Consider the following 525-nt stretch of genomic DNA (forward strand, 5'->3'; position numbering starts at 1 on the left):
AGCTCGTTGTCGAGGTTCGAGTGATGGTCCCACGAAGCGTGGAAAAGGCTCACAAATCGCACCCCGCGCTCGACCAAACGTCGGGCCAACAGGCAGTTCGTCGCGAACTGCTTGTACTGCCCCGGGCCGCCGCCGCGCGAGGCTTTGATGTCGGGCTCTTTACGGTTGATGCCGTAGGCGTCGATCGTCTCCTGTGTTTCGTCGGAAAGATCGATCAGCTCCGGCGCCGCCGATTGCATGCGGAACGCGAGTTCGTAGCTCGCAATTCGGCTGGCGATCTCCGGGTCGTGCATTTGCTCGAACCGTTCGCCGTTCAAATCGCGAGCCACGTCGAGGCCCAGGCGTTGCAACTCCGGCGGCAAGCCCGCGGGGTTGGAAAGGTTCAACACCGGGTCGCCTTGATTGCGAAACATCACGCCGGCATACATCGACGGCAAGAACCCGCTGGCCCACAGCGATGCCCCGCCGCTCGTGCCGCGACCGGCCGACAGCACGACGTAGCCCGGCAGGTCCTGCGATTCGCTC

Annotated in this window: 1 protein-coding gene; it reads right to left on the bottom strand. The window is 63.8% G+C overall.

Annotated elements, in window-relative coordinates; translation table 11 throughout:
- Positions 1–525, bottom strand: a 525-nt coding sequence (locus JNK74_30190) for a DUF1501 domain-containing protein (protein ID MBL7650440.1), incomplete at both ends; no start/stop codon positions are given.

Source organism: Candidatus Hydrogenedentota bacterium, assembly GCA_016791475.1.
Taxonomy (GTDB): Bacteria; Hydrogenedentota; Hydrogenedentia; order Hydrogenedentales; family JAEUWI01; genus JAEUWI01.